The sequence below is a fragment of the Methylobacterium sp. J-092 genome (genome assembly GCF_022829325.1).
GTDB lineage: Bacteria > Pseudomonadota > Alphaproteobacteria > Rhizobiales > Beijerinckiaceae > Methylobacterium.
This window is the reverse complement of record NZ_JAKSXU010000070.1, coordinates 149,655-166,279: the sequence shown is the minus strand read 5'-3', so window position 1 is coordinate 166,279 and position 16,625 is coordinate 149,655. Positions and strand designations below refer to the sequence as shown.

Sequence of the window (16,625 nt, the reverse complement as noted above, 5' to 3'; positions counted from 1 at the left end):
CTCTCGCGCGCAAGCTCGGCGCGGGCGGCGGGCGTCCACATCGGGGTTCCTGGGTGAGCGTCAGACACTCTCCCAACGCCCGCGATGCTCGCCGCTCACCCAATAGCTAAGCTGTTCTGCCCATTATGAAACGGGGTCTTATGCGCCAATGATCCCCCTGACGCGATGACGCTGAGTTGTGTCAGCTCGCAACCCAAGAGCGGCAACGCCGTTTTTGTTTGTCGATTGGGCAAAGCTGTCATCCGCCAAACCATTGCCACAACTGGGTCAGGCCCTCCGGGTCCCCACGCCTCCCGAACCTCGCCGCAGCCGAAGCACCGCGAGGATACCGAGAGCTGCGACGCCGGTGCAGATCAACGAAGGCCGGATGCCCGTACGCGTCGATGCGCGGTTCAAGGCCACCTCTAGTGCTCCAGCTAGATTGACCGCCAGTGGGATAACCCGCGTATCAAGAAAAAGCTTGGGCGCAGATGGCCCAGCGCCTTTCTTGAGCATATAATCGCGTCCGACGACCATATTGACCTCGTTTTACATCAAATGATAGATGCAAATAAATATTTGCATCCAAACGTGATGATATGAAACGCTCGTCGATAGCGGGTGTTTCCTCAAGGAATCGCCTTTGGAGTGCATTTGTTGTCAAAGCCCACGTTCAAACCCTACCGTCGTCCCTCCGGCGGGTGGGGTTCGGCCCTTTCAGTTGGCAACATTCTAAGGCGCGAGGGCGTGCTGGCGAGCGTTCCGGTCGCTCTGACCCGTCACAACAAGGTCGACGGCTACCAGTGCAACAGCTGCGCCTGGATCAAGCCGGCGAGCCCGCTCCCATTCGAGTTCTGCGAGAACGGTGTGAAGGCTGTGGCCTGGGAGCTCACGGCCCACCGCTGCACCCCGGCCTTCTTCGCTAAGCACACCGTCACCGAACTGCTTGGCTGGGACGAGTTCCAGCTGGAGCAAACCGGACGCCTGACCCACCCGCTGCGCTACGACGCGGACTCAGACAAATACGTGCCCGTGTCGTGGGGGCACGCCCTGGACGAGATCGCGGGCGAGTTGCGCGCCGTGGAGGACCACCTCAAAGGAACGGTGTTCTACAGCTCCGGCCGCCTCTCGAACGAGGGCAGCTACCTCTACCAGCTCTTCGCCCGGCTTTACGGCAACAATAACCTGCCGGACTCGTCCAACATGTGCCACGAGACGACCTCGGTGGCGCTACCGATCAGCATCGGCCAAGGCATCGGGACAATCTCACTCGACGACTTCGCCAAGTCCGACTGCATCCTGTTCTTCGGCCAGAACCCCGGCAGCAACTCGCCCCGGATGCTGCATCCCCTGCAGGAGGCGAGCCGGCGTGGCGTGCCGATTATCACCTACAATCCGCTTCGCGAGCGCGGGCTGGAGCGCTTTACGAACCCTCAATCGACCGCGGAGATGCTACTGGGCCAGGAAACCCGGATCAGCTCGCAATATCATCAGGTCAAGGCGGGCGGCGACCTCGCCGCGCTCGCCGGCATATGTAAGGCGGTTCTCGCCGCTCACGACGCGTCGCGGGAGGCAAGCGGCCCTGCGATCCTCGACGAGGCGTTCATAGCGGAGCACACCCACGGCTTCGACACCTTCGCGGCATGGCTGCGCGTCCAGGAGTGGGACGAGCTGGAGCGTCGTTCGGGCCTGCACCGAGCCGACCTGGAGGCGACCGCCACCGTCTACGCGGGGGCCCACGCCGTCGTCGCGGTCTACGGCATGGGCCTGACCCAGCATCAGGCCGGCGTCGAAACCGTGCAGATGCTGGTGAACCTCCTCCTGATGCGCGGCAACATGGGCCGCAGTGGCGCTGGGATCTGCCCAGTGCGTGGCCATTCCAACGTGCAGGGGCAGCGCACGGTCGGGATCACCGAAAAGCCCGAGTTGTTCCCGCTGGATCGGCTGGGTGAGCAGTTCGGCTTCGAGCCGCCGCGCGAGGCCGGCTACAATACGGTCGAGGCCTGCGAAGCGATCCTCAAGGACGAGGTCCGGGCCTTCGTGATGCTCGGCGGCAACTTCGTCCGGGCGATTCCCGATCACGGCCAGATGGAGCCCGCCTGGCGTCGGCTGCGCCTGACGGTCAACGTCATCACCAAGCTCAACCGGAGTGCGTTGCTACCGGGCGCGGTTAGCTACATTCTCCCAGTGCTTGGTCGTCTGGAGATCGACGAGACCGAGGCCGGTCCACAGGTCCTGTCGATGGAGGACACCTCGGCCTGTGTTCACGGCAACCGCGGCCTGCGGAAGCCGGCCTCGCCGCATCTGATCAGCGAGAACCGGCTCATCTGCGAACTTGCGCTGCGGACGCTTGCTTCCAATCCACGCGTGCGCTGGACGGACTACATGCGCGATTACGCCGAGATCCGGAAGGAGATCGCTTACACGCTGCCCGAGTCATTCTGGGATTACGAGCGACGCATGTGGGAACCCGGTGGCTTCCAACGCGACCTGCCGGCCAAGCGGCGCGAATGGCGAACGGAAACTGGTCGAGCCACCATCGTGACCCCGAAGGCCCTGGATGAGGATGCGGACATGCCGGCCGTCGGGCACGACGTCCTGCGCCTGATGACCCTTCGCTCGAACGACCAGTTCAACACGACGGTCTACGGCTACGACGACCGCTTCCGCGGCATCAACAACACCCGCAAAGTTGTGCTGATGAACCGCTCGGACATTGACCGTCTGGGGCTCAAGGTCGGACAGGCGGTGACCCTTAAGACGGTTGCCGACGACGGGATCGACCGGCGGCTGCCCGGCCTTCTCGTCGTGGCCTACGACATCCCGATCGGTTGCATCGGCGGGTACTACCCGGAGTGCAACGTCCTGATGCCAATCTGGCACTACGCGATCGGCAGTAAAACGCCTGCAGCGAAGATGATCCCCGTCACCATTCATTCCGAGGACGCACGGGTGCTCGAACCGCAGCTCGAATACGCCGGGGGATAAGCTCGACTTTGGCCATTGGCGGCGGATTGAGTGAGGTGAGGTGACGTAGCAGGCGTGACGGGTAGGCTGGTAGCGTCCTGGCCAAGAGACTCCGCCATGCAGCCCCTGCCTGCCCGCTTCGCTGCGATCATTCTGGCGTTCGCGCAATTGTTCGTCCGCCGCTCATGTCGCCATGCTCAGCCACTGCTGATCGGTGCGATCCTGACACCGGGCCGCCGCACGGTGACGAGCGTCCTGCGCATCCTGGGTCGTGCGCAGGAGCGACGGTTCGTGAACGTCCATCGCGTACTGTCCGCCTCCCGCCCACGCCGATCGTAGCATCCTCCGCCAACCTGCCGCGAAGGAGACCTTTGGAGGGTCCGAGAAGGGTCGTGAGCGGGCTCGGCGACGATGTCCGCTTTCTCGCGTCGCTGCCCCAAAGCGGACCAGCTGAAAACCACCCAACCCAGCCGTAGGCTGCTGCCTGTCGTCAGCCTGGAAGCGGACCCTCGCAGGGATCACACAGAGTTGCACTGGGCCACGGACGATCACGGGACGCCTCGTTCCGGAGGGTGCCCTTATGCGAACGGGCTGTCGCGGGGCCACATTGGGCGACCGCTAGCAAGGATCCACCGCGGCTCCTTGGATGACCGAGATGTGCGTAAATCCGTCGACCTTCAATGTTTGAGCTAAGGTCCGGTTTCGCTGCACCATTTGCCAAAAGCAGCCAGACTGCTTTCCACCCAACCCGGTCGTTGACCTCTGCTTCGACAGCCTGGGAGAAGACCTTCCGATGGTTGGCAAGGGGTTGGGAGTGGGCCCAGGGCATGGGTTCCCTCCGTAAGATTGTTCAGAACGTTACAAGTAGGGTCTCGGGGTCGATGGCGCTCGGTTCGGACCGCGGCAGGCCCCATCCTTTCACGAGGCCGTACACCGCCGGGATCACAACTAGTGTCAGGACGGTCGACGAGACCATGCCGCCGATCATGGGGACCGCGATCCGTTGCATGACCTCGGAGCCCGATCCGGTGCTCCACAGGATAGGCAGGAGCCCGGCCATGATGGCGACCACGGTCATCATCTTTGGGCGGACCCGTTCGACCGCGCCGACCATGATGGCCCGGCGCAGGTCGTCGCCGGTGAAAGCCCGCCCGTCGCGATCGCAGCCGGCGCGCACCTCGACGAGCGCATGATCGAGGTAGACCAGCATGATCACCCCGGTCTCGGCGGCCACGCCGGCCAGCGCGATGAAGCCGACCGCGACCGCCACCGACAGGTTGAAGCCCATCCACCACATCAGCCAGACCCCGCCGACGAGGGCGAAGGGCAGCGAAAGCATGACGATCAGGGTCTCGGTCAGCCGCCGGAAGTTGAGGTACAGTAGCAGGAACACGATCAGCAGCGTCAGGGGCACCACGACTTTAAGTCGGGCGGTCGCCCGGTCGAGGTACTCGACCTGCCCGCTCCACTGCACGAGGGTTCCCTGCGGCAGGCTCACCTCGTTGGCCACCGCCGCCCGCGCCTCGGCGACGTAGCCCCCGAGATCGCGGCCTGCGACGTCGACGTAGATGAAGACCGCGAGCTGGCCGTTCTCGGTCCGGATCTGGGTCGGGCCGCGGTTCAACTGCACCTTGGCGACCTCGCCGAGCGGCACCGTTCCCCCGCCCGTGATGGGCACCTGAACCTCGGAGGCGATGGATCGCGGGTCGGAGCGGAAGGCGCGCGGGTAGCGTACGTTGACGGTATAGCGCTCGCGGCCCTCGACGGTGTTGGTGACGCTCTCGCCTCCGAGCGCCATGGCGATCACGTCCTGCACGTCGCCGACGGTCAGGCCGTACCGGCCCAGCGCCTCGCGGTCGGGGGTGATGTCGAGGAAGTAGCCGCCCTGGACGCGCTCGGCGTAGGCGCTCGACGTGCCCGGCACCGACTTCACCACCGCCTCGACCTGGCGGGCGACCTTTTCCATCTCGGTCAGGTCCGTCCCGAGTACCTTGATCCCGACCGGCGTGCGGATACCGGTCGAGAGCATGTCGATGCGGGCGCGGATCGGCTGGGTCCAGGCGTTCGAGACCCCAGGGAACTGGAGCGCGGCGTCCATCTCGGCCCTCAGGCTCGCCGTCGTGACCCCGGGGCGCCACTCGACCTTCGGCTTCAGGTTGACGATTGTCTCGAACATCTCGCTCGGCGCCGGGTCGGTCGCGGTGTTGGCCCGTCCGGCCTTGCCGTAGACCGAGGCGACCTCGGGGAACGACTTGATGATCCGGTCCTGGGTGGCGAGCAGGTCACCGGCCTTGGTGACCGAGATGCCCGGCAGGGTGGTGGGCATGTACATCAGCGTGCCCTCGTCGAGATCGGGCATGAATTCCGAGCCGAGCCGGCTCGCCGGCCACGCCGTCGCCGCTAGGACGACGAGGGCCAGCAGGATCGTCAGCACCCGCGCCTGCAGGACGCCCGCGATGAGGGGGCGGTAGACCCAGATCAGGAGCCTGTTCACAGGGTTGCGGCGCTCGGGGATGATCCGGCCACGGACGAACAGGACCATCAGGGCAGGGACCAGGGTCAGGGACAGCACCGCCGCGGCCGCCATCGCGAACGTCTTGGTGAAGGCCAGCGGACCGAACAGGCGGCCCTCCTGGCTCTCCAGGGTGAAGATCGGCAGGAAGCTCACCGTGATGATGAGGAGCGAGAAGAACAGCGACGGCCCGACCTCGCTCGCCGCCTCGATAAGGACCTCGACACGAGGCATGCCGGGGTCCGGCCGCTCTAGGTGCTTGTGGGTGTTCTCGATCATCACGATGGCGGCGTCGATCATGGCGCCCACCGCGATGGCGATGCCGCCCAGGCTCATGATGTTGGCCCCGAGCCCCAGGGCCTTCATGCCTACGAACGCCATCAGGATGCCGACCGGCAGCATCAGGATTGCGACCAGCGCGCTGCGGACGTGGAGCAGGAACACGATGCAGACGAGGGCGACGATGGCGCTCTCCTCGATCAGCGTGCCCTTGAGGGTCTCGATGGCCGCCTCGATGAGGTGCGAGCGGTCGTAGACCGGCAGGATCTCCGTGCCCTTGGGCAGGCTGGCGGCGACCTCGGCGAGCCGGGCTTTGGCGCCCTCGATGACGTTCAGGGCGTTGGCCCCGAACCGCTGCAGGACGATCCCGCCGGCGACCTCGCCGTCGCCGTTCATCTCGGTGATGCCGCGGCGCTCGTCCGGACCGAGCTCGACCCGGGCGACGTCCTTCACCCGCAGTGGCGTGCCCGCCTCGGTCCTCAGGACGATGCTCTCGATGTCGGCGACGCTCTTGAGGTACCCGCGGCCACGGACGACGAACTCGAACTCGGAGAGCTCGACGGTGCGGCCGCCGACGTCGGCGTTGCTCGCCCGGATGGCCTCCCGGAGCTTGGACAGGGTGATGCCCTGTGCCCGCAACCGGTTGGGATCGACGACCACGTTGTACTGCTTCACGAAGCCGCCGACGCCGGCGACCTCCGCCACGCCCTCGGCCCGGGACGCCCCGAAGCGCACGACCCAGTCCTGAAGCGAGCGGAGCTCGGCGAGGCTCCGTTCCTTGGCGACCACGACGTACTGGTAGACCCAGCCGACCCCGGTCGCGTCCGGTCCCAGCGTCGGGGTAACGCCGGCCGGCAGACGCTTGGCCACGGTGTTGAGGTATTCGAGCACCCGGCTGCGCGCCCAGTACGGGTCGGTGCAGTCCTCGAAGATCACGTAGACGAACGACACCCCGAAGAACGAGAAGCCGCGCACGACCTTCGACCTCGGCACCGTCAACATCGCGGTGGTCAGGGGGTATGTGACCTGATCCTCGATGACCTGCGGCGCCTGCCCAGGGTACTCGGTGTAGACGATGGTCTGGACGTCCGAGAGGTCCGGGATCGCATCGAGCGGCAGGGTCCTAAGGGCGTAGAGCCCGGCTCCGACCGCGAACACCGTCCCTATCAGGACCAGCACCAGGTTCCGGGCCGACCAGGCGATGAGGCGGGCGATCATGGCGCCTTCCCCTCGGCGGCGGCTTGCGGCCCGGGATCGGGCTTGGGCTCGGAGAGCCCATGCAGCGCCGCCTTCAGGTTGCTCTCGGCATCGATCAGGAAGTTGGCCGACGTCACCACGCGGTCCCCGGCGACGATGCCGTCGCGGATCTCGACGTAGCCGTCGCCGCGGACGCCGAGCCGGACCGGTCGGGGCTCGAAGCGACCCTCGCCCTTGTCCAGAAGCACGACCTGCCTGGTGCCGGTATCTATGACGGCATCATCGGGCACCGCGACCACCGGCTTGTCGCTGCCGGTGGCGATCGTCACGTCGGCGAACATCCCCGGGCGCAGGTCGCCGTTCGGGTTGGGCAGCTCGATGCGCAGGCGGGCGGTGCGGGTCCCCATGGCGAGGTGCGGGTAGATCCGGGTCACCGCGCCGGTGAAGACGCGGTCCGGGAAAGTCCGGGCGCGCGCGGTCGCCGTCTGGCCCTCCGCCACGGCCGCCAGGTCGCGTTCGGTCACGTCGGCCAGGACCCAGACCCTGGAATGGTCGACGAGCTTGAACAGGGTATCGCCGGACTTCGCGCGCATGCCGTCGGAGACGTTGCGCTCGACCACGACGCCGTCCCGGGGCGCCGACCACGTGATGGTGGAGGGCACTTTTCGGGTGCGCTCGATCTCGTCGATGACCTCGGGCGGGATGCCGAGGTTCTCCAGCCGTCGGCGGGCGCCCTCGTAGCCGATGCCGGTGAGGTACTGCGCGGCGGCGGCGTTCATCTCCGGCGAGAACAGGCCCAGGAGCGGCTGGCCCTTGTGCACGTGGTCACCGGTGGTGACGGCCTCGACCTTCTCGATGAAGGCGTCGGTACGCATCGCGATGACCGAGATCCGGCGCTCGTCCTCCTCGATGGCACCCGGCGCCCGCACCGGCATCGACAGGACGCGTCGCTCGACGACCGCCGTCCGGACCCCGGTGCGCTGGAGCTTGCCGGGCGAGATCCTCACGGTGCCGCCGTCGGTGTCCTCCCCCTCGTAGACGGGGAGGTAGTCCATCCCCATCGAGTCCTTCTTCGGAATCGGCGAGGTGTCCGGAAGGCCCATCGGGTTGCGGTAGAAGCGCACCTTGCGGGTCCCCGCAGGCGTGGTGGCCTGACCCATGGCCATGTCGCCGTGCCCGCCGTCGGGCATCGCCTCCGCCTCGTCGGGTTCGTAGAAGCGCACGTCCTCGCTGGCGCGGACGGCGCGATAGTCGCGACCGTCCGCCGTGCGCTTGGGTTCGGAGGCGTAGTCCAGCTTCCCGTCCGGGTCCTGGTAGTAGACGACCGGTCCCGTCGCCTTCGCCGCGACCGGTGCCTGCATCGGGGAAGCTGGCCGTGGGGTGCTCGGCAGCCAATGGGCGAATTCGGTCCGCGCCTGCCGGACGAGCGCCGGCACGGGGCTGCCCTCATGCCCCGCGCCAAATCCCAAAACACCCGCCGCGAGCGCGGCGAGGGTCCCGGCTGCCCAAGCCGACCGGCTCACTTGGTGGCCTTGAACACCAGCCTGTTCTCGACGGTGCCGGTCTCGCCCTGGACCTTGGCCCCGAGCGAGAGGCGCCAGCCGCCGGCCATCGTCAGTTTCGCCTTGAACCGGTAGAGGCCCGGCTCCGGCGACGGCAGCTGCTCGATCTTGGAGGTCATCTCCTCCATGCTGTCGGGCGCCATGTCGATGCGCTTGGCGAAGATGACGGCGTTCGGCACGGGCTTGGACGTGCGCTTGTCGACCAGGCGAACGTCGAGGATGGCCTCCCCCTGCTTGGCCTCGTCCTTCACCAGTTGGAACTCGTAGTCCTTGGTGTCGGCCCGGGCCGCGGCGGTCAGGGCGAGGCCGAGCAGCGCAGCCGTAAGCGCGCGCGAAAACGATGTGTTGGACACGGTCGATGATCTCCTGAAAACGATGGGACCCGGGCCTTCAGGCGCGCGGGATCGGCCGGCGCAGGCGCCGGCGGCATCGGGTTCAGGCTCGGGGAGGCTCGGTGGGCGGCCCTTGCGAGAGGCTGTCGAAGGAGGCGATGACGGCCCACGCAGTCCCCTCGACGACGGAGACGCGGCCCGGAAGTCCGAGGGCCACCGGCAGCCCGGTGGCGACCTTCGCCAGGCAGAGCGCCATCAGCGGGCAGCCCTTCGAGCAGTCGGGCATGTCCGGCCGCTCCCTGGGGCAGCACGGCATCTCGTCCATGGCCGACCCGGCCATGTCGTCCATGGCCTCGTCGGGCATCGCCGCGGCGTGGACCTGCATAGCCATCGAGGCATGCATGCCCGCGGCGGCCGCGGATGCGGTCACCGGTGCGAGGGCGAGGCTGAGGACCGCGAGAAGCGGAAGCAGCCGCCGGAGGGCGAGCCTTAAAGTCACGAGACTACGTTGCCATATCGCGGGGCGGCGAGGAAGTGAGTGGGACGACGCACGATCTCACTGCGGACCGAGGATCGGAAGCCGGATTGCGAGTGCGAGAAGGGTGACCAGCAGGACCGGCGGCGTGATGACCAAGCCGACCCTCATGTACTGGCCCCAGCGATCCTCTGGCCCTTGCCCGCCAGCACGTGCAGCCGGAGCAGCGTCGCGAGGCTGCCGATCGGCGTTGAATGGTGGGACGGGCATCTCGACGGCTATCCCGATCAGGCTTGCTTGTCGGGTTTGGTGGGCGGTGGCTTCACGCCGGTTCCGGTCGTCGGGGGCGCAGGACGTCCACCCGGCGCCGAAGGCTGATGACCGGCGCCTGGATTACCGGGCGTGGAGGCGGGCTGAAATCCCCTTTCCGACTGCGGGCGGTGACCTTCGTTGGTCGGACGCCAGCCGTCCTGGGTAATTCCCGGGCGTCCACGATTATCGCGTTCCATTCTCATGGCTCCTGCTTGAATTCGATGTAGCGAATTTCTTTCGCCACTATCAGGATCCCGGTCGGCTCAACTCGGTATGACCACGTACCGTCATCCGCGATATCCATCAGTTCTTCGATATAAATGTCGCGTTCTGTCGGATTTGTGGAGGCAAACGATCCGACACCGAAAATCCCGACCACTGTAGATCCGTCGACAAGCGTGACCATGACGAACCGTGCCCTATCGCAGTTGGCGAACCGCCAATCCCAGGATGTCGGAGTGTTGTGAACCATGCGCAACTTCAGTTTGGTTGCGGTCCACCGTAACCATTCACGTTGGGTCGCCACTCCCAGCAGTAGGCCGAACGCCGTGGGGCCGACGATGAGCAGACACCACCACAGCAGGGTCCTTGCCAAGCCTTGCTCGAAACCAAGGATCCAGCCGATGACCGGAATGGAAAATCCATAGTAGACGATCGTCAGCGCGAGATATCCCAATGCGGCATCGCTGAATTTCTCCATCCTCCCCGTTATGAACCGGGAGCGCATATATGAAATAATCAAGCCCGGTATAATGAATGCCGCGATCAGGTAGATATTATTCAGGTCTTTCAACTCGGGCACTTATAAGAACTTCCCTAATCGAGTTTATGCAGCCCGTTGCTTAAGGTCGATGTATCGGGCCGCGGCCGTCGTTTCAGTGCATGAACGGTATACGGCGGTATCGCCATGGGATAAGGATGTAGTACATATCATGAACCTGCCCCATGGGGCAGGGGAGGGAAAGCCGTGGCTGACAAAAAAGTGGTGTTCATCGCATTCGCCATAGAGGACGAGGCACAGCGCAATCTGTTCGTCGGGCAACGGCTGCATCCGCGGTTGCCGTATGAATTCATCGATATGTCCGTCAAGGAACCCTATGACGAGAACTGGAAGGATCGCGTTCGCACGCGGATCAAGCGTTCCGACGGCGTGATCATCCTCGTCAGCGAAAACTCCCTGCAATCGAGCGGGCAGAAGTGGGAGATCAAGTGCGCAAAAGAGGAAGGTAAGAAGATCCGCGGTATCTGGGCGTACTCAACCGATCGCACGCAGATCGACGGCGTATCGACCTACAAGTGGACGGACACGAACATCAGCGGCTTCATCGACACTCTCTGAGGGGTTCGAATGCGCAAGGCCCTTATCGTCGGCATCGATCATTATGATCACATCGGCTCGCTGAGCGGTTGTGTGAACGATGCCTACGCGGTCAAGTCCGTGCTTGAGCGGCATGCCGACGGGACCGTGAACTTCGCCAATCCCCGCATCATGATCGGGGCCGGCGGTTCGGCCGCGGTGAGGAAATCGAAGCTGAAGGAGGCCGCCCGCGAACTTTTCGCGGGCGATGCAGACATTGCGTTGTTCTATTTCGCGGGGCATGGGTTCATCGAGGACACCGGCGGTTTCATCTGCGCGACGGACTGCGAGACCGGCGACGACGGTTTTTCGCTGCACGAACTGATGAGCCTCGCCACTCAGTCGCGCGCCCGGAACAAGGTCGTTATCCTCGATAGTTGCCACAGCGGTGTCGCCGGTGATCGCGGCGGCGGGCAGCCTGTCGCCGAGGTTGGCGAGGGGATGACCGTCCTGACCGCGTCCACCGCGGAACAGTACGCCTCCGAGATCGAGGGCGGCGGGGCCGGGGTGTTCACGACCCTGCTGGTCGATGCGCTGGGCGGCGCCGCCGCCAACCTCGTCGGGGAGGTGACGCCTGGCAGCATCTATGCCCACATCGACCAGTCACTCGGTCCATGGGCGCAGCGTCCGGTGTTCAAGACCAATGTGAAGACTTTCGTCTCGCTGCGGAAGGCGGAGCCGCCCATCCCGCTCGCGGACCTGCAGGCACTCGACACCCATTTCCCGCGCGCGGCCTACGATTTCCCGCTGGACCCGGCCTATGAGCCGGAGCGGTCGGAGGACCAGAAACTCGACCCGGGCATACCGGCGCCCGACCCGGCGAAAACGGCGGTATTCGCGCTGCTGCAACGCTTCGTGAAGGTCAACCTGGTCCGGCCCGTGGGCGCCACGCACATGTGGCACGCGGCCATGCAGGGTAAGTCGTGTGAGTTGACCGTCCTCGGCGAGCACTACCGCAAGCTCGTTGCGAGCGGGTTGATCTGAGGTGTTCCATGGCGGAGGTTGATTATGAGGTCTTGCTGGAAGGATTGGTCGAGCGGTTGGCTGCCGTGGAGCACGAGCGGTGGTCGCATTGGCAGAAATACATGCATGGGAAGTCCGTGCGACAGGCCGACGGGTCCTTGACCATACCTGCCGAACTCGTCGACCGATGGGAAAAACAGATAAGCTCCTGTTATGACGATCTCTCCGAGAAGGAGAAGGAGAGCGACCGAGAGCAAGTACGGAAGTACCTGCCGATCATCATGGCTGCATTGACCCAGCAGGGGGGCTGAACGGCCGGGGTGGGGCGCCGGCATACCCTGCGATGCGGTCGATCATCGCCGCGGCGTGCGACACCTGCACCCTGGGTGACGAAGTGACCACCCGAGAAAGGCGCTCAACCCGGCAAGCAGCTGTCGACGGCCCTCACGACGCTGCGTCCGTTGCCCCGGCGCTCGACCCGTACCTGGACGGCGATGCGATCGATCATCGCGGCCACGTGGGTGATCACGCCGACGCGCCGGCCCTGGCCCTGGCCCTGCAAGGTCTCCAGGGCGTCGATGGCGACATCGAGGGTGTCGGCGTCGAGCGGCCCGAAACGCTCGTCGATGAAGAGCGTGTCGACGAAGGCTTGTCGTCCCTCCAGGCCCGACAGCGCCAGCGCTGGGGCGAGCGCCACCAGGAAACGCTCGCCGCCCGAGAGGCTGCGGGTGCCGCGCAGTTCGTCGCCCATGTCACGGTCGAGGACGTGGAGCGCGAGGTCGGCGCCCTGACTGGGGATCGGCATGGGAAAGCCGATGACGACGCCGTAGACCTGCATGCTCGCGCTCCGCAAATTCTTCGGAACAAAAACAGAACACATTTAGAAGGTTCCACGCAAGCTGCCACGCTTGCGACGATGAGCATGGGGACGATCGGCGGATGACGGGCGGTTTCCATCGCGGAGCGGCATGACGGCGCGCAAGTGCTGCTCGCCCTCGTCGGGGGGAGCGCGACCTAAACGGGGGCGGACCCATAGGGATCGGCCCGCGGTCGATCGTAGGCCGGCACAGCCTGAGGTGGGAAACGACCTCTCCGGCAGCCACATCAGGTCGGACGCCCCACACGAAAGGAGACTTACGAAGGTTGCTTCAGAGCTACCTATGCGTGATTCTCGCCTGAAGGGGATATGGTAACGGGGGCGCAGGCCTTGAACTTGATGGACGATCTCATCGCCATTCCGCAGCGCGAGAAGGGTGGAAGCATCGCGCTCGAACGGCTCGATTACCAGGCCTCCTGGGCCATCTCGCTCGTTCTGATGCTGCACGGAAAATCGGATGACTACGCCGTCGCGTTCGAATTCCACGATGACATAGTGGTCCTAAACGGCTCGACCCAAGCAACGAAAGCAAGGTTTTATCAGGTAAAGACCAAAACTTCCGGCAATTGGACCGTGAAGCGGCTTACACAGCGCTACAAGCGGCGCGGAGGGAGCGAAAAAATTCCATCGATAATGGCGAATATGTACAACAACCGGGTCAAATTCGGAAATTCGGCCGAGGTTCTAGGCTTCGTCAGCAACCAACCTTGTGAGTTCATCGAGCATACGAAGTGTCCTTGCACTTTCGACAAAGGGGAAAGCGTCAAAACCGACGCGTTCAAGAAAGCCATCGCTGCCGAGGTCCCAACGTTCGCTGCAGGCGACATCGACCTTTTCGAGTATCATCTATCGGACCTTCCGCTGGGCAGGCCCGGAACCATGCTGCGGGGCTTGATAATTCAGTTCCTTGAGACCCAACTCGGTATCCCGGACTGTCCATCATCGGCGTTCGTCGTGGTCATCCTCGAACACGCCCGCGAACGGTCCAAGCACATGGGGAGCGTGACGAACTTTCAGGATTTAATGCGGGCGAAGGCGCTGACGCGTGTCCAGGTCCAGGAGATGCTGGACAAGACTAAACGGCGCCATCAGAGCAGGCCGAAGTGGTCTGACGTCTCGAACGACCTTACCGGGATATCTCCCGTTCGAAAGCGCGATATCGGCCGCGCCTGGAGACGCTACGAGCTTGAGAAGCTCAGCGTGGTCACGATCGCTTTCGAGCGGTTCTGCACAAACCTTAATGACCTTGCGAACGACATCGACGACGGCGATCAAACGCTCGCCGGGATCGTTGCATCAAATCTCGGTCACGTCCGCGCGCTCGCCCAGCGGTTCGGTATTTATCAGGACGGCGCGTACCTAAGCGCCGCCTTCCTCTACGAGTTCTCATCATGAGCGACGAACGCAAAGTTAGATTGCTGGTGAGGAACTTGCGCAAGAAGACCGATGAAAAACTTACGCTTCGAAAAATTATATCTCATGTCCGACCTGGAGCAGGGAGCGTTCAAGACGACGTTCGACCCGGAGATGACGATCATCCTAGGAGGCAACTCAACCGGTAAGTCGTCCCTAATCAAATCCTTGTACTGATTCATCGGTGCGGACCCAGCTCGTGTTCACGAAAGTTGGCCCAACCTGAAGGTGACCGATCTCCTTGAGTTCCAGGTAGATGGTAAAACCTTCTTCATGCTACGGCATGGATCGGTCTTCGCGCTCTTCGATGAGAAGCGCGTTCTCATGGAGTCGATGCAAAAGGTGACCAGCCAGTTGGCACCGTCCCTCGCGAAGCTACTCGGGATCAATCTGGTCTTGCCGGACCGCAAGGGGAAGCCGACGACGCCGACACCGGCCTTCTTCTTCCTACCGTTCTACGTCGATCAGGATGTAGGTTGGGAGCGTCCCTGGCAGTCGTTCGATGGGCTGAAGCAGTTCGCCAACTACCATCGAAGTATCGTCTCGTACCATTCGGGCATCCTGCCCGACGAATGGTACGCCCGCCGGGCCGAGCTTCAACTGATGGCCGTCGAGAAAGGCGAGTTGCGGAGCCAGGCCACCGTCGTCGAACGGTCGGCCCTGGCCCTCCGGCAATCCGTGACCCAGGACGCGTTGTCGATCGACCAGGAAGCGTACGAGGCGGCGATCCTGCGTTTGCTCGCCGAGTTGAAGAAGCTGCGTGAGAAGCGAGCCAGGTTCGCCGCCGCGGTAAGCGACGTGATCGCGCAAAGAACGCTCCTGAACGACCAGTTCGAGGTCGGGCGCCGCGCCCTCAAGGAACTTGAGAACGATCGTGAATGGCTGGTCGAGCGTGGCTACGAGCCTATCCCCTGCCCGACGTGCGGAACCGTCCACGAGAATAACTTCGCGATGAGGTTCGGCATCATCGAGGACCGCGAGGCATGCGTCGCGGTCCTGAACGAGCTCGTCGACCAGATGATCGAGGTCAAGGCGCAGGTCGAGGCCGCTCGCCTCAATCTGCGGACCGCCGACGAGCAGATTGCCGCTGCCCAGGAGGTGCTCACCATCAAACAGGGCGAGATCACCCTCGCTCAGGTTATCGCGTCCGAGGGACAGCGTCAGGCACTGAGCATCTTCGACCAACAGTCCGCAGATATCGAGGCAAAGGCAGCCGAACTTACCACCGGCATCGGGACGGTCAGAAAGCTAATCAAAAAACTCGAAAACAAAGCGCGAAAAGATAAAATTGAGTCTTTCTTCGCCGAGAAGGTTACATCAAACTTGAATTTGCTGTACGTTAAAAATATCAATTTGGACAGGGCACAGAAGATCCACCACGTCATCAAGGATACCGGATCGGTTCATCCACGAGCGGTCCTTTCTTACGTCCTCGCGTTCGTCAGCACCTGCTTCGAGCATTCGACGGCGATCACGGCGCCCGTCGTCCTCGACAGTCCATTGCAGCAGGATCAGGACCCCGTGAACGCGAAGCGCATCTTCAGCACGATCGAAGCCCAGAGGCCTGAGAACGCTCAGTTCATCGTGGGCTCGGTATCTCTAAACGGATACGACATGAAGGGAAAGGTGATCGAGCTGGCCAACGAGCGTAAATTGCTCCAGCCCAACATATACGCCGAGGTATCCGCGCTCATCGATGTGTTTCGAGTTCAAATGCTATAATCTTAGCGCTGTCAGACTTCACGCTTCTGAATTTGCGATCCTTCCACTCTCAATGTCATTCTGCACAGCTGGCCTTTTCAGGGGCTGTCAGTCCGCTCACCCGACGCGGCCAAGCGCTTTTTGCCGGAAGGCATACCGGGTGTGCCACCATCGTGCCGCCCGATGAGTTCGAGCACCGTCCGCCTCCAGCGAAGGACGAGGTCTCCGGTCTCTCGGCCGACGGTCGTCGGGACCTGGGAGCTGCTTGCACTGCGCACCAAGACGCCGCGCTAGGGGAACGACCGCAGGGTCGGGACCCCCATCTTCGGGCACCCTTCGAGCGACGTCGCTAGGAGCGGCCGCCCCCGCAGCGCCAGGGTGAACCGACCCTCCGGCGCCGTGCCCACGACCCATTCCGCCTCGAACGGGGCCGACCCGGCGTAGGTCCGGATCCGGGCCGGCCGATTGCGCGGGTCGCCCTCGTCCGTGCAGGCCATCGTCCACCGGACGCCGCCCGGGCCGCCGTCGACGATCAGCCTCGCGGCAAGGTTCCCGCCCTGGGGTGTGGGCGCGACGAGACGTGCTTCGAAGCGATCCGCCAGGGCGGGGGTGGAGAGGGCGGCGAAAGCCGCGAGGGTCAGGAAGGAGCGCATGACCGGATCATGGGATCAAAGGTTTTAAGTACGCCCTGGCCGGATC

General features: G+C 64.0%; 13 protein-coding genes and 2 pseudogenes. 7 read left to right on the top strand and 8 right to left on the bottom strand.

Annotation, left to right across the window (positions count from 1 at the left end):
* Positions 1–636 precede the first annotated feature (636 nt).
* Together MKK60_RS08105 and MKK60_RS08100 are read left to right on the top strand one after the other, a co-directional pair.
* Complete coding sequence (locus MKK60_RS08105; RefSeq protein WP_243984939.1) at positions 637–2,967, top strand: FdhF/YdeP family oxidoreductase; 2,331 nt, start codon at positions 637–639, stop codon at positions 2,965–2,967.
* Between the two features lie 96 nt (positions 2,968–3,063).
* On the top strand, positions 3,064–3,285 hold the full coding sequence (locus MKK60_RS08100; RefSeq protein ID WP_243984937.1) for a hypothetical protein: 222 nt from the start codon (positions 3,064–3,066) through the stop codon (positions 3,283–3,285).
* 511 nt (positions 3,286–3,796) lie between these two features.
* Here MKK60_RS08100 and MKK60_RS08095 read toward each other — a convergent pair.
* From MKK60_RS08095 to MKK60_RS08070, 6 genes and pseudogenes are all read right to left on the bottom strand, one after another.
* Positions 3,797–6,955, bottom strand: a complete 3,159-nt coding sequence (locus tag MKK60_RS08095) for an efflux RND transporter permease subunit (protein WP_243984935.1) — start codon at positions 6,953–6,955, stop codon at positions 3,797–3,799.
* The gene (locus MKK60_RS08090) at positions 6,952–8,457 is read right to left on the bottom strand and encodes an efflux RND transporter periplasmic adaptor subunit (protein ID WP_243984932.1); all 1,506 of its coding nucleotides are present in this window, start codon (positions 8,455–8,457) and stop codon (positions 6,952–6,954) included. Before MKK60_RS08090 ends, MKK60_RS08095 begins: the two co-directional genes overlap by 4 nt.
* The gene (locus MKK60_RS08085; RefSeq protein WP_243984930.1) at positions 8,454–8,849 is read right to left on the bottom strand and encodes a FixH family protein; all 396 of its coding nucleotides are present in this window, start codon (positions 8,847–8,849) and stop codon (positions 8,454–8,456) included. Before MKK60_RS08085 ends, MKK60_RS08090 begins: the two co-directional genes overlap by 4 nt.
* A gap of 82 nt (positions 8,850–8,931) precedes the next feature.
* Positions 8,932–9,327 carry a hypothetical protein gene (locus MKK60_RS08080; RefSeq protein ID WP_243984928.1) on the bottom strand — a complete coding sequence of 132 codons (396 nt, stop codon included), beginning with the start codon at positions 9,325–9,327 and terminating at the stop codon, positions 8,932–8,934.
* Between the two features lie 57 nt (positions 9,328–9,384).
* Positions 9,385–9,554, bottom strand: a pseudogene (locus MKK60_RS08075) (ArsB/NhaD family transporter); the annotation flags it as partial.
* Between the two features lie 260 nt (positions 9,555–9,814).
* Positions 9,815–10,417: a DUF6338 family protein gene (locus tag MKK60_RS08070; RefSeq protein ID WP_243984926.1), complete on the bottom strand. Its 603-nt coding sequence runs from the start codon at positions 10,415–10,417 to the stop codon at positions 9,815–9,817.
* A 165-nt stretch (positions 10,418–10,582) separates the two neighbouring features.
* On the opposite strand from MKK60_RS08070, the gene MKK60_RS08065 reads away from it, so the two are divergent.
* The 3 genes from MKK60_RS08065 to MKK60_RS08055 are packed head-to-tail and all read left to right on the top strand — an operon-like array spanning position 10,583 to position 12,246.
* Positions 10,583–10,954 carry a TIR domain-containing protein gene (locus MKK60_RS08065; protein ID WP_243984924.1) on the top strand — a complete coding sequence of 124 codons (372 nt, stop codon included), beginning with the start codon at positions 10,583–10,585 and terminating at the stop codon, positions 10,952–10,954.
* Positions 10,955–10,963: 9 nt separating this feature from the next.
* Entirely contained in the window at positions 10,964–11,956 is a 993-nt protein-coding gene (locus MKK60_RS08060; RefSeq protein ID WP_243984921.1) for a caspase domain-containing protein, read from the top strand.
* An 8-nt stretch (positions 11,957–11,964) separates the two neighbouring features.
* On the top strand, positions 11,965–12,246 hold the full coding sequence (locus MKK60_RS08055; RefSeq protein ID WP_243984919.1) for a hypothetical protein: 282 nt from the start codon (positions 11,965–11,967) through the stop codon (positions 12,244–12,246).
* Positions 12,247–12,350: 104 nt separating this feature from the next.
* On the opposite strand, the pseudogene MKK60_RS08050 reads toward MKK60_RS08055, so the two are convergent.
* Positions 12,351–12,728 (bottom strand): annotated as a pseudogene (locus MKK60_RS08050) (SbcC/MukB-like Walker B domain-containing protein); the annotation flags it as partial.
* Between the two features lie 423 nt (positions 12,729–13,151).
* Between MKK60_RS08050 and MKK60_RS08045 the strand changes: the two are divergent.
* Positions 13,152–14,207: a dsDNA nuclease domain-containing protein gene (locus tag MKK60_RS08045; RefSeq protein ID WP_243984917.1), complete on the top strand. Its 1,056-nt coding sequence runs from the start codon at positions 13,152–13,154 to the stop codon at positions 14,205–14,207.
* A gap of 246 nt (positions 14,208–14,453) precedes the next feature.
* On the top strand, positions 14,454–15,947 hold the full coding sequence (locus MKK60_RS08040; RefSeq protein ID WP_243984915.1) for a hypothetical protein: 1,494 nt from the start codon (positions 14,454–14,456) through the stop codon (positions 15,945–15,947).
* Between the two features lie 269 nt (positions 15,948–16,216).
* Here the strand turns inward: MKK60_RS08040 and MKK60_RS08035 are convergent, their stop codons facing one another.
* A complete protein-coding gene (locus MKK60_RS08035) occupies positions 16,217–16,579 on the bottom strand; it encodes a hypothetical protein (protein WP_243984913.1) in 363 nt (120 codons plus the stop codon).
* Positions 16,580–16,625: the final 46 nt, after the last annotated feature.